Annotated in this window: 12 protein-coding genes and 1 tRNA gene; 6 read left to right on the top strand and 7 right to left on the bottom strand. The window is 57.2% G+C overall.

Translation table 11 applies throughout. The features are described 5' to 3' along the window. The first annotated feature begins 19 nt into the window (after positions 1 to 19). Positions 20 to 1,051 carry a helix-turn-helix domain-containing protein gene (locus NHF56_RS05045; protein ID WP_252804843.1) on the top strand — a complete coding sequence of 344 codons (1,032 nt, stop codon included), beginning with the start codon at positions 20 to 22 and terminating at the stop codon, positions 1,049 to 1,051. A gap of 257 nt (positions 1,052 to 1,308) precedes the next feature. Here the strand turns inward: NHF56_RS05045 and NHF56_RS05040 are convergent. Both NHF56_RS05040 and NHF56_RS05035 read right to left on the bottom strand, forming a co-directional pair. Beyond that, positions 1,309 to 1,385, bottom strand: a tRNA-Arg gene (locus tag NHF56_RS05040). Between the two features lie 223 nt (positions 1,386 to 1,608). Continuing rightward, positions 1,609 to 3,111 (bottom strand): sensor histidine kinase, encoded by a 1,503-nt coding sequence (locus NHF56_RS05035; RefSeq protein WP_252802159.1) that lies wholly within the window; start codon positions 3,109 to 3,111, stop codon positions 1,609 to 1,611. A 255-nt stretch (positions 3,112 to 3,366) separates the two neighbouring features. Between NHF56_RS05035 and rpmH the strand changes: the two genes are divergently transcribed. The 4 genes from rpmH to yihA all read left to right on the top strand — a co-directional run bounded on the left by rpmH (position 3,367) and on the right by yihA (position 6,550). Further along, positions 3,367 to 3,507, top strand: a complete 141-nt coding sequence (gene rpmH / locus NHF56_RS05030; RefSeq protein ID WP_252802157.1) for a 50S ribosomal protein L34 — start codon at positions 3,367 to 3,369, stop codon at positions 3,505 to 3,507. 14 nt (positions 3,508 to 3,521) lie between these two features. Then, on the top strand, positions 3,522 to 3,938 hold the full coding sequence (rnpA, locus tag NHF56_RS05025; RefSeq protein ID WP_252802155.1) for a ribonuclease P protein component: 417 nt from the start codon (positions 3,522 to 3,524) through the stop codon (positions 3,936 to 3,938). Beyond that, positions 3,928 to 5,787: a membrane protein insertase YidC gene (gene yidC, locus NHF56_RS05020; RefSeq protein WP_252802153.1), complete on the top strand. Its 1,860-nt coding sequence runs from the start codon at positions 3,928 to 3,930 to the stop codon at positions 5,785 to 5,787. The genes rnpA and yidC overlap by 11 nt, the downstream gene beginning before the upstream one ends. 115 nt (positions 5,788 to 5,902) lie before the next feature. Next, positions 5,903 to 6,550, top strand: coding sequence for a ribosome biogenesis GTP-binding protein YihA/YsxC (yihA, locus tag NHF56_RS05015; protein WP_252802151.1), 648 nt, complete (start codon positions 5,903 to 5,905; stop codon positions 6,548 to 6,550). Between the two features lie 81 nt (positions 6,551 to 6,631). On the opposite strand, the gene NHF56_RS05010 is transcribed toward yihA, so the two are convergent. The 3 genes from NHF56_RS05010 to NHF56_RS05000 form a co-directional block, all read right to left on the bottom strand. Continuing rightward, positions 6,632 to 7,189, bottom strand: coding sequence for a fasciclin domain-containing protein (locus NHF56_RS05010; protein WP_252802149.1), 558 nt, complete (start codon positions 7,187 to 7,189; stop codon positions 6,632 to 6,634). A gap of 115 nt (positions 7,190 to 7,304) precedes the next feature. Continuing rightward, a complete protein-coding gene (locus tag NHF56_RS05005; RefSeq protein WP_252802146.1) occupies positions 7,305 to 8,024 on the bottom strand; it encodes an anti-sigma factor domain-containing protein in 720 nt (239 codons plus the stop codon). A 30-nt stretch (positions 8,025 to 8,054) separates the two neighbouring features. Continuing rightward, positions 8,055 to 8,594 (bottom strand): sigma-70 family RNA polymerase sigma factor, encoded by a 540-nt coding sequence (locus tag NHF56_RS05000; RefSeq protein WP_252802144.1) that lies wholly within the window; start codon positions 8,592 to 8,594, stop codon positions 8,055 to 8,057. A gap of 130 nt (positions 8,595 to 8,724) precedes the next feature. Here NHF56_RS05000 and argB point away from each other — a divergent pair, with 130 nt between their 5' ends. Continuing rightward, complete coding sequence (gene argB / locus NHF56_RS04995; protein WP_252802138.1) at positions 8,725 to 9,612, top strand: acetylglutamate kinase; 888 nt, start codon at positions 8,725 to 8,727, stop codon at positions 9,610 to 9,612. A 70-nt stretch (positions 9,613 to 9,682) separates the two neighbouring features. Here the strand turns inward: argB and NHF56_RS04990 are convergent, their stop codons facing one another. After that, positions 9,683 to 11,179 carry an MFS transporter gene (locus tag NHF56_RS04990; protein WP_252802136.1) on the bottom strand — a complete coding sequence of 499 codons (1,497 nt, stop codon included), beginning with the start codon at positions 11,177 to 11,179 and terminating at the stop codon, positions 9,683 to 9,685. A 14-nt stretch (positions 11,180 to 11,193) separates the two neighbouring features. Beyond that, complete coding sequence (locus NHF56_RS04985; RefSeq protein WP_252802134.1) at positions 11,194 to 11,784, bottom strand: TetR/AcrR family transcriptional regulator; 591 nt, start codon at positions 11,782 to 11,784, stop codon at positions 11,194 to 11,196. Positions 11,785 to 11,868: the final 84 nt, after the last annotated feature.

Raw genomic sequence — 11,868 nt, 5'->3', positions numbered from 1 at the left:
GCGGGATTGAACAGTGGTGATGCAGAAAGACATCTTCAGCGAGCAGACACCGGGCCTGCCGCACCAATCTTTCGACTCCCGGGGGCTGACGCCTGAAGCAGCTTTTGATGGCTGGCGGTCGGCAGTCGCTCCGGTCTTCGACGTTGCGCCGGTCCATCCCGATCAGCCATTCGCAGCTACCTACGACACCTACCATTTGGGTGACATGCTTGTCGGGCTCGGCACGTTCGGGCCGACAACCTTTACCCGTTCCAGAGAGAAATCCCGGATAGACGGCATCGATTACCTGCTCGTGCAGGTCTATACGTCCGGTGGATATAGCGGCCATCTGGACGATCGCCCGATCACCGTGCAGCCGATGGAACCGGTGACCCTCGACATGGCCCGAGAGGCGCGGACCGTCTCCCTCGCCTCAAGCAACATCACTGTCCTCATTCCGCGCGATCTGGTGAAGTCGCGCGTGTTTCCGCATGGGCATATGAACGTCGGGCTGCGCGGCGCAGCGCTTGGAGGCTTGCTGGCCGACCACCTTGTTGCGCTCGCCCGGAGCCTTCCGACCATGCCCTTGAGCGCCGGCGCTGCGGCGGCGTCCGCAACACTGGCCATGTATGAGGCTGCGCTGGATCCGGCAGAAGCACTGCAACAGGCAGGCACCGAACCATTCCGGGAGGCGCTTTTTCAGCGCGCGCGTCGCTTCATTGATGACCGCATCGGGTCGGGCAAGATCGATATCGCGTCACTTGCCAGCGAATTGGGGCTATCCAGATCCTCTCTCTATCGGATGTTCGAGCCCTATCGGGGCGTCGAGTCCTTCATCACGGACCGCCGTCTTGCCCACGCGCGCAAGGCTCTGACCGATCCACACGACATCAGACGTATTGGCATTATTGCGGCGGCTTGCGGTTTCGACGACCATTCTAGCTTCAGCCGGCTGTTCAAACGTCGATACGGAGTGACGCCCGCCGAGCTTCGCAGTCGCGGTCGCCTTGCGCGGCCTGGCGACAGCCAGGAGGTCTTCGATCTCCAGTCGTGGATCGCCGATGTGACCTGAAGCTTTTGCCGTCTGCGTAGTGGCCGGGCCATGGGAAGAACCCGATTCGCCCGACAACTTTAACAACGGCTAACGAGGGTAAAGACAACACGCCAAGACGCGGATACGCCGGATCGCATGCTGGCGACAAACGCTTTCAGTATCGTTTCGCCGTCGGCTCTCAAATCCCTTATCCGCAGCAAAGCCACGAGAATAGGTGTCCCGGCAACCGGCATGCAAACCGTTAAATAGCGTTTTAGTTCAGGGAGAAAGCGAAATGGCGCACCCGAAGAGATTCGAACTCCTGACCCCCAGATTCGTAGTCTGGTGCTCTATCCAGCTGAGCTACGGGTGCGCTTGGCCGCTGAGCGGTTCGCTCTGGCGGTGTGGCGTTCTCCTAAAGCGTCCTTTTCCTGAATGCAAGAGGATTATTGAAAAAAATCGGGACGATTGCAAACATCCCGGTTTCGCAGGCTCTGTGCTTTTACGATTCAAGTGAGAGCTCTATTGCCAAGGCTCTCCGCACACAGGAAACGGTAACAAAACGCGCTTGTTTGGGAATCACCTGTACCGATTGTTTATTCCGCGGCGCTTTGACCGGCGTTTGATTTCATCTCTTCCATGACCACGGGGCGATCTGGAATATCGAACCGGAACAGCGTTCCGGCCTGGGCCTTTTCCACAAGTGCGATCGTGCCGCCATGCGAGAGAACGATTTCGCGCGCAATCGCAAGGCCCAAACCTGCCCCACCAGAACGCACCGAACCCTTGAAGGCGGAAAACAGGTGCTCCCGCGCCTTTTGCGGCATGCCGGGCCCCGTGTCATCCACGGCTATGGAAACCACCGAGCCACTGCGATGGGCTGACACGCTGATGCGTTTGGGGCTCGCGCCCGCGCCTTCAGCCTCCATCCCTGCCAGCGCCTGCATGCCGTTTCGACAGAGATTGTGGATCACGCGAAACAGCTGCTCGGGATCGGCATCCACCTGGAGATCATCGTCGATGTGGATTTCAAACTGGATCTCGCTCTCCGGCTCTATGCCGAGCAGACCAGACACATCGACCACCAGCGGTTTCAGATGGACAAGTCGCCGCCTGGGGGCTGCTTCTGCGGATTTGCCATAGGCGAGCACAGAGTTGGAATAACCCACAGCACGGTCGATTGCGCGCAAGAGCTTCGGCGCCAGACGCTTGACCATCGGATCATCGAGATCACCCAACCGGTCGGACATCAATTGTGCGGAAGCCAGGATGTTGCGCATATCGTGATTGATCTTGGAGACAGCCAGACCAAGCTCGGCGAGATTGCGTTGCTGCCGCAAGGTCTTTTGCAGCTCTTTCTGCATCGATTCCAGATGCTGCCCCGCCACCGCCAGCTCGTCGTCTCCGGCCTGTGGCTGATAGATACTGCCGGGTTCGTCGGGATGTCCCGAAAAATCCTGCATCGACCGGGTTAAACGGCGAATCGGACGGATCAACAGGCGGCTCACGGCCAGAAAGATCAAAAAGCCCGTGATGATCGATATGGCAAGCGACAGGAGAAACACGTTGCGCGAATAGACTAGCATTGCATCGCGCAGCGCATCATCGGTCATCACGACCTCGACATGCATGTCGGTCCCGTCGACCGGGCCGAAAACGCGGATCACCCGCCCGCCGCCGAACAGAAGCTCGTCGAAGGCAGCCCGGATAGCGTTCAGCGGCTTCATCTCGGTGAGGTCATATTGTTTGTCGACCTCGGGCGGCATGTCGGTTGCGGCAATCAGACGCCGTGTGCCGTCCCGCTCGAGCACAATCACCTTCACGCCTGTCGCCATCAGCGTGTCATCGCGCAGCGCATCTGGCAGTTTGCTGTGCTGCAGACCGTCGATGACAATGGAAGCAACGGCGGCAACGCGAAGCTGCTCCTTGAGCCATGTATTGCGCTTGTTGGCCACCGACGGCACGAAAATGGCGACTTCGGCAATCATCACCGCCAGAATGGTCAGGCTCAGGAGCTTTCCGGAAAGCCCGCCGAAAAAGCCGGCCATACGGCGTGGCACGGTAGCGTTAGCGCCGGAATGCAAGTCACTGCCGCTCATACGCCGCGTCTGTCCTTGTTCGAATTCGTATTGCCTTTGCAGTGTTTTAAAGACTCTGCTGATTATTGGAAAGCTTTCTCTTAGAAAAGCAGGGCTTTGATCACGGCCCCGCCGATTGACTTTTTGACCACTTGCCCCTATGAACCCGCGCAGTCCGGGGGCTGGCGAATGAGCGCTGGCCTCAAATGACGGATCAACGCTCCCTGCATCAATTGCAGAATTCAAGAAGGGCCGCACACCGCGGTGTTAAAATAAATGTCTACGAAGCGTACCTACCAGCCGTCCAAGCTTGTTCGCAAGCGCCGTCACGGCTTCCGTTCCCGCATGGCAACCAAGGGTGGCCGCAAGGTTCTCACCGCTCGCCGTACACGCGGTCGCAAGCGTCTTTCAGCCTAAGGCAGGCCGGCCCGATGCAACATGGCGGGCTCAAGACGTCTGAAAAAACCACAAAAGCTGCCGGGCGGCTGAAAAGCCGGCCGGAGTTTTTGCGTGTTCGCGGCGGTTACAAACTTCGCGGGCCTTATGTCCTGATTGAAGTGCTCGACCGCGGCGAACCGCAAACCCCTCCCCGTGTCGGCTTTACCGTCACAAAGAAACATGGCAATGCGGTTGAACGAAATCGCATGCGCCGACGACTGAAAGAGGTCGTGCGTCTTTCTGCGCAGTTTGCAATGAAGCCTGGACATGACTATGTGGTCGTCGCGCGAAGAGACGCCCTGAACGCCTCATTCGAGGACCTGACCCGGACGATTACCGATCGTATCGCCGGAAAACAAAGAGAGAAACGGCCAGACGTTGGCCGCCCGGGAAAGACCGATGGAAAATAACCGCAATTATTTCATTGCCATTGCGCTGTCCGTGATCATCCTATTTGGCTGGCAGTATTTTTATATGGGGCCGAAAATGCAGGCCGAGCGCGCTGCATCTGAGCAGGCCGCGCAGACGCAGGCCTCCGGTGACACAACAGCAAACCCGCAGACGCCAGCAGCCGGTTCGGCGCAGGTTTCCGGCGACACACCGTCGGCCAGTGGTTCTGCAAGCGTGATCTCGCGTGATGCGGCCATTGCCGAAGGCAAGCGCATTCAAATTGACACACCGTCGCTTTCCGGCTCGATCAATCTCACCGGCGCCCGCCTCGACGACCTTCACCTGAAGGACTATCACGAGACAGTGGATCCCACGAGCCCACTGATCACGCTGCTCAACCCGGCAAAAACGTCTGACGGTTATTTCGCGGAATTCGGTTATGTCGGCGCCAACAACATGCCCGGCCCGAATACGGTCTGGACCGTTGAAGGCAACCCGACGCTGACGCCGGACACGCCGGTCACACTCACTTATGACAATGGCGAAGGCCTTACATTCAAGCGCACCATTTCTGTCGATGCGCATTACATGTTCTCCTTTGCCGATGAGGTCACGAACAACGGCTCAGCCGCTGCCTCCATTGCCGAATATGGCCGCGTGACGCGCTACCGCGCGCCCGACCATGCCTCCACTTATGTCATCCATGAAGGCTTCACCGGCTGGCTCGGCGAAAACGGTCTGAAGGAAGTCAAATATTCCTCCGCCGAAGATGAGAACTCATCCTTCAACGGCGTTTCCACCGGCTGGCTCGGCATTACCGACAAATACTGGGCGGCAACCATCATTCCGCCGCAGGATCTCACCTACGATGCGCGCTACTCCCATTTCAACGACGGCACGCCGCGCTTCCAGGCGGATTTCAAGACGGCTGGCGTTGATGTGGCACCGGGCGCAACGGTGGAATTCAAGAGCCTCGCATTTGCAGGCGCCAAGGAAGTTCCCGTTGTTGACGGCTATGCCGCCAGCACATCCTGGTTCGATCAGCTCTTTCCCAGCCAGAGCGCCGTGGCCGCGGAAGACTATCGTATTCCAAGCTTCGACCGTCTGATCGACTGGGGCTGGTTCTACTTCCTCACCAAGCCAATGTTCAAGCTGATGGACTTCCTCTATCGCTTCCTTGGCAATTTCGGCCTGGCGATCCTTGCCACCACCATCATCATCAAGGGCATCTTCTTCCCGCTGGCCAGCAAGCAATATGCCTCCATGGCCAATATGAAGCGTATGCAGCCAAAGATGGAAGAGCTGAAGCAGAAATATGGCGACGACCGCATGGCCCTTCAGCAGGCCACCATGCAGCTTTACAAGGAAGAAAAGATCAATCCTGTCGCGGGCTGCTGGCCGGTGCTGCTGCAGATTCCGGTCTTCTTCTCGCTCTACAAGGTCATCTACGTGACGATTGAAATGCGTCACGCGCCCTTCTTCGGCTGGATCAAGGACCTGTCTGCGCCCGACCCGACAACCATTGTCAACCTGTTCGGTCTCCTGCCTTTCGAAGCGCCGACCTTCCTGCATCTTGGCGTATGGCCGATCATCATGGGCATCACCATGTTCTTGCAGATGCGCATGAACCCGACGCCACCCGACCCGGCGCAGGCCATGATCTTCACCTGGATGCCGGTGGTCTTCACGTTCATGCTGGCCTCTTTCCCGGCAGGTCTTGTCATCTACTGGGCATGGAACAACACACTCTCGATCATCCAGCAGAGCGTCATCATGAAACGTCATGGCGTCAAGGTGGAGCTCTGGGGCAATCTGAAAGGGTTGTTCAAGAGGGGCAGCAAAGATGATAAAAAGATAACGCTCAAATAGAGCGGCTAAAGGGCTCCTCCGGGAGCCCTTTTCCTTTACAGCGCGTGTTCGACGCCCAAAGCCTTGACAAGGCCCCGCGCCTGCCCCATCCCCAAGGCAACACCGGAGACCATCAATGAACACAACAGGCGCGCCCGATCCTCTCTTTTCCAAACCGTGGATTTTCATCCGCGGCGTGCCGTCATTGAAGTTTCTGCCTCCGGAAGGTCCGGCCGAAATCGCTTTTGCCGGACGCTCCAATGTCGGCAAGTCGTCGCTCATCAATGCGCTGACCGGCGTCAAGGGGCTCGCCCGCACATCCAACACCCCGGGCCGCACGCAGGAACTGAACTACTTCGTGCCTGACGGTTATTCAGGCTCTGCCGACGACCTGCCGCCCGCCGCAATCGTCGACATGCCGGGCTACGGCTATGCCAAGGCACCGAAGGAAACCGTGGACGCATGGACAAAACTGGTTTTCGACTATCTGCGTGGCCGGGCGACCCTGAAGCGGGTTTATGTTCTCATCGACAGCCGCCACGGCATCAAGAAGAACGACGAGGAAGTCCTCGACCTGCTCGACAAGGCCGCCGTCTCCTATCAGATCGTGCTCACCAAGACCGACAAGATCAAACCACCAGCCGTGATCAAGCTTCTCGAAGCCACCGCAAAACAGATTGCCAAACATCCCGCAGCCTTTCCGGAAATCCTGGCCACTTCGTCTGAGAAGAACCTCGGCATGGATGACTTGCGCGCCGCAATCAACTTCGCCATCGCAAACTGATCCGCTGACTGCCGCAAAAGCAAAACGCCGCCCTTTTCAGGACGACGCTTCGCGGGGGTAACGTAGATTCAGTGCACCCGATTAGCCAGCGGGCAGAAGCACCTTGTCGATCACGTGGATCACGCCATTCGACTGCTTCACATCGGCGATGGTCACATGGGCGACATTGCCCTTTTCATCGGTCAGCGTGATCTTGCCGTCCATTTCCTTGGCTTTCAGCACGCAGCCGCCAACGGTTTTCACATCATGCTCACCGCCATCGTCCTTGATCATCTTTTCGATGGCCGAAGACATGGCATCGGCTGCCACCACATGGCAGGTCAGAATTTTCGTCAGCTGATCCTTGTTTTCCGGCTTCAACAGTGTGTCGACTGTGCCAGCAGGCAACTCGGCAAAGGCTTCATTGGTGGGCGCAAAAACCGTAAAGGGACCGTCGCCCTGCAGCGTCTCCACCAGACCTGCCGCCTTCACTGCGGCCACCAGCGTGGTGTGATCCTTGGAATTCACGGCGTTTTCGACAATGTTCTTGTTTTCGTACATCGGCGCACCGCCGACTTCCGGATTGGCGGCATAGGCCAAAGTAGCGCCTGATACGACCAGTGCGGCAGCAAGCGACGTGCGGGTAATGAACTTGAACATGTTGTGGCTCCTCTCAATTGTTATTTCCCTGTTGGGGACACAAGAAAAGACGAAAGGCAGCTGAATGAGTTTCAGCCGCCTTGCAGAAAAATGATAACTATTTGTTTTTATGTGTTTAAATTGAATTTGCCTTGCCTGTCATCAACACAGGCCCGGTCGGCTTGCCCGTCTTGGAACCGCCAAAGGGTTCCAGCGACACGGCAAGCGTCACACCTTTGGTGATCCGCTCACGATAGTCACGCGGTACGACAATGATACCGTCGCGGCGCAGCGGAACGATCCCCAGCGACTGAGGTGCCTTGTTGCCGTCGATCATCCAAAGTTCGAGCGACTTGTCGTTGGTCGCGCCACTGGCCGCTGGCGTCAGCTGCAATGTCCCGCTGGCGGTGTCATAATAGGCAACCAGCGCCATATCCCCATTTGCAGCAGAAAGCGACGCCAGACGTACCGGTCCCGGATCGTCCGGCAGCCAGAAGCCGGTTGAGCCGGAAACCAGCAATATGAGTGCAGCAGCAAGAGATACCAGCGTCATGCCACGCCAGAACACCACAGAGTTCCAGACAGAAACCGGACCCGCCGGTGCGCCAATTTCAAAAAGTTCACGCTCAATGCGTTGATAAACCTTCGGCGAAGGCGTCAGTTCTGGGCCAAAGCCATCGTTGAAGCCGCCAAGATTGCTCTCCCAGCGGTCCACCATCAATCGAAATGCCTTGTCGGTGGCCAGGCGCTGCTCCACGGCGCGCCGCTCCTCTGCCGGAAGTACACCCAGCACATATTCCCCGGCCAGCACTTCGTCGCGGCTGCGGTCTCCCTTTTTGTTCTCAGGTGTATTCATGGCAACCACGTTTCCCAAAACGGATTGCACTCAGGTCCCGAGGCAATCCCGCAATCTCAAAAGACTTCGACGCAACCAGGTCCGCATCGTATTCAGCGGCACGGAATATTTATCTGCCAGCTCCTGATAACTCAGGCCGTCCAGATAAGCACCACGCACCGCCTCGGCGCGATCAAAGTCTAATTCTTCCATACATGTTTCAATTCTTCCAGCCTCCGAACGCCGCTCAGCCAATTTTTCTGGACCCGGCGCATCGTCAGCCAGATCAAATGCCTCATCGACAGGCACCGCAAACGGCTTTTTGGCCCGCAACCGGTCAATGCAGTGATTGCGTGCAACCGTCACCAGCCAAGCCTCAGGCGGGCTTGAACCGCTCACCTGTTGGCGCGCTTTCTGCCAGACGCGGATGAAAATCTCCTGCAAAGCCTCTTCCGCCTCATGCCTGTCTCTCATCATACGCATGCAGACGGCAAAAAGTTTCGGGCTGGTCGCGGAATAGAGTTTGCCAAATGCGCCGCGGTCGCCAAGGGCAACACGGGACATAAGGCCGGCAAGGTCCTGGTCAGACAAAAGATGTTCCCCTTCCCTGGCGCTTTTGCATGGCTTTACGCGCCCCCGCCCAATTTGGATCAGTTGCACTGTTTTCACAGGGAAAAACTTCCGCTAATAAGGCACCTGCAAAAATCAGAGGTCCCCGCCCATGTCCGCATCCGAAAGTGAAATTCAGGCCCGCCTACTTGCCCAGGCGCTTCCCTATATGCAGCGCTATGAAGACAAGACCGTGGTCGTAAAATACGGCGGCCATGCCATGGGCGACGCCGAACTCGGCAAGGCGTTTGCCGGCGATATCGCGCTTTTGAAACAATCCGGCATCAATCCCATCGTCGTCCACGGCGGCGGCCCGCAGATCGCCGCCATGCTCAAGAAGATGGGCATTGAAAGCCGTTTTGAAGGTGGCCTTCGCGTCACTGATGCAAAGACGGTGGAAATCGTTGAAATGGTGCTCGCAGGCTCCATCAACAAGGAAATCGTCGCCATGATCAACCAGACCGGCGAATGGGCGATCGGCCTTTGCGGCAAGGATGGCAACATGGTCTTTGCCGAAAAGGCTCACAAGACGATGACCGACCCGGATTCCAATATCGAAAAGGTGCTGGATTTGGGCTTCGTCGGTGAAGTCGTGGAGGTCGACCGCACGCTGCTCGACCTGCTTGCCAAGTCGGAAATGATCCCGGTCATCGCGCCGGTCGCACCAGGCCGCGATGGTCATACCTACAATATCAATGCCGATACATTTGCTGGCGCCATTGCCGGGGCGCTGCACGCCACCCGCCTGCTTTTCCTCACCGACGTACCCGGCGTACTCGACAAGCAGGGCAATCTGATCAAGGAACTCTCGGTCGCCGAAGCGCGCGCGCTCATCAAGGATGGCACGATTTCAGGCGGCATGATCCCGAAGGTAGAGACCTGCATCGAGGCTATTGAAAAAGGCGTCGAAGGGGTCGTTATCCTGAACGGAAAAACCCCTCACTCCGTGCTTCTGGAAATCCTGACCGAAGGTGGCGCAGGCACGCTGATCGTGCGCTGATAGCGGCGGATGAATAAACGTTCCGCAATGGCCTTGGCCGGCAGGCGCAGAGCCCACCGGCCATGCAGGTTTAATCCATGACAGGAATGGGTTGGGCGTTGGGATTGCGCTCCACCCGCTCAGGATTTTTCAGCAGAAATGCTCCAACCAACACCACTGCATAAGCGATGAGGTTGTAAGTCAACGCCTGCGTCAGGGCATGGCTGAAGCCAAGCTGCGGTGTCGCGCCGGTGGCCATTTCTGCCGCCAGCTTGCGGAAGAAAATTTCGCTGACGACAGCAACACCGAGTGCACCGCCCGCCTGCTGCAGTGCCTGCAACGCGCCTGATCCTGAACCCGCATCCTTTTGCGGCACCCCGGCCAGAATGGTCTGGAACAGCGGAGAAATGGTAACGCCGAGACCAATTCCGCCAAACAGCAGCGGTGCGATATAAAACATGGAGTCCAGAACATCGCTCTCGCCCGCTGCCAGAATACGGACCGAAAGCATGCCCGCAAACAGCAGAACCAGCCCAGCTGCAATGCGCTGCTTTTGCCATTTGAAACCGATCCGGCCCGAAATGACCGAGGCGACAAGCACGCCAACGGAAAACGGCATGGTCGTAAGACCCGACCACAGCGGCGTCAGCCCATAGCCCTGTTGCAGGTAAAGTGCAAAGATCATGAAGAACGAGGGCATGGCCGAAAAGAAGACCAGCGACATCATGGCGCCGATAATGAAATTGCCGTTTTTCATCAGGTCAATCGGCAAGAGCTCCGCGCCGCCAACGCGTTTCTGCCGCTTTTCCCAAAAAACGAAGGCGACGAAAAAGACGAAGGAAGCGGCCATCATGGCAAAGCACCACGCCGCCCACTCATAATTGCGCCCTTCGATCAGCGGGAAGATGATCAGAAACATGGCGGCGCTGACAATGGCAATGCCGCCGAAGTCATTTTTGATCGACATGTTGCCGGGAATAGGCGGAATGAATTTGGCAGCGGCGATGACCGTGAAGATGCCGACCGGCACATTGATGAGAAAGATCGGACGCCATTCCAGCCCGAAGAGATCACCACCAAGAAGCAGCCCGCCGAGAACCGGTCCCGTGACCGTGGCAAGCCCCGCCGTCAACCCGAAGAGCGAAAACGCGGCAGCGCGTTCATGCGGCGGAAAAATGGTTTGCGCGATGGAAAGCACCTGCGGCGTCATGACAGCGCCCGCCGCCCCCTGGATGAGGCGCGCGACAATCAGAAAGCTCATATTGGGGGCCATTCCACAAAGAATGGATGCAATGGTGAAAGACCCGACCCCGATCATGAACATCCGCTTGCGCCCGACTATATCGCCCAGCCGCCCGAATGGCAGGAGCCCGAGAGCAAAGGTGAGGATGAAGCCAGCGACAACCCACTCGATTTCCGTCGAACTCGCCCCAAGATCCGCCTGCATTGTTGGAAGCGAGACGTTGACGATCGTCACGTCCAGCAGGTTCATGAACAAGGCAAGCAGAATGATGAAAAGCGCCAGCCACCGGCTTTCATGCGGCTCATCGGCATCAGAATAAGACTTTTGAAAACGTGTTTCAGACATGGAATTTCTCTCGTTCATTTTACAAAGCTTTTGACAATTTCATCGGCGACGGCGTCGAAGATCGAAAAAAGATGCTTCGGCTTGTATTGAAAGGCCACAAGAGCGCCGGTCACCATATGTGCACCCGCTATCGGGTCGAGATTTTCGCGAAACTGCCCCTCTTGCTTGCCTTTCTTCAAAATTTCTACGAATTGGCGATTCCATCGGATTTTCATCTCGCGCATTTTGGCCTCGACTTCGACATCCACGCGGCCGCGGTTGAACATCTCGTCCATCAGTTGCAACAGGTCAGGCCTGCTGACCATCATTTCCTTGTATTCCTGAATTTCCAGCTGCAGCATCTGCAGTGGACTTAATCCATCACGCGGATGAGCCTGGTATTGTTCCGCAAAAAAGTCCCGCAGCGCGTCGATGACAAGGTGAATAAGCGCGTTCTTCGTTGACACATGGTAGTGGAGCGTTGCGATATTGATACCGACTCGCGCTGCCACTTCACGCGTGCGCAACGCCTCGATCCCCTTCTCCACAATCAACGCAGTCGCCGCCGCCGCGATCTCTTTGCGACGCTCGTCGGTGCTGAAATGTTTGATCTGTTGCTCCATCATCAATCAATCAGTTGATTGATTTCGAGTTTGGAGTCAATTCTCAGGCCGTGAAATTTTTGTGAACGCTGCGTCAAACAGCGTGTC

Source organism: Rhizobium sp. L1K21 (genome assembly GCF_024055895.1).
GTDB lineage: Bacteria > Pseudomonadota > Alphaproteobacteria > Rhizobiales > Rhizobiaceae > Ensifer_A.
The sequence above is the reverse complement of the archived record's forward strand: the minus strand, read 5'-3'. Positions and strand labels throughout refer to the sequence as shown.